This window comes from Burkholderia sp. SIMBA_051 (genome assembly GCF_046534915.1).
In the GTDB taxonomy this organism is placed as follows: domain Bacteria; phylum Pseudomonadota; class Gammaproteobacteria; order Burkholderiales; family Burkholderiaceae; genus Burkholderia; species Burkholderia ambifaria.
This window is the reverse complement of the sequence record NZ_JAWRXS010000153.1, coordinates 1-303: the sequence shown is the minus strand read 5'-3', so window position 1 is coordinate 303 and position 303 is coordinate 1. Positions and strand designations below refer to the sequence as shown.

The 303-nt window shown below is 53.8% G+C and carries 1 rRNA gene; it reads left to right on the top strand.

What is annotated here, in order from left to right:
- Window positions 1–303 (top strand): 23S ribosomal RNA (locus tag SB771_RS33975); the annotation flags it as partial.

Here is a 303-nt window from a genome sequence, read left to right as displayed (position 1 = left end):
AGATGCGGAGCCGCAGCGAAAGCGAGTCTGAATAGGGCGAATTGAGTACGTGGTCGTAGACCCGAAACCAGGTGATCTACCCATGTCCAGGGTGAAGTTCAGGTAACACTGAATGGAGGCCCGAACCCACGCACGTTGAAAAGTGCGGGGATGAGGTGTGGGTAGGGGTGAAATGCCAATCGAACCTGGAGATAGCTGGTTCTCTCCGAAATAGCTTTAGGGCTAGCCTCAAGGTAAGAGTCTCGGAGGTAGAGCACTGATTGGACTAGGGGCCCCTACCGGGTTACCGAATTCAGTCAAACT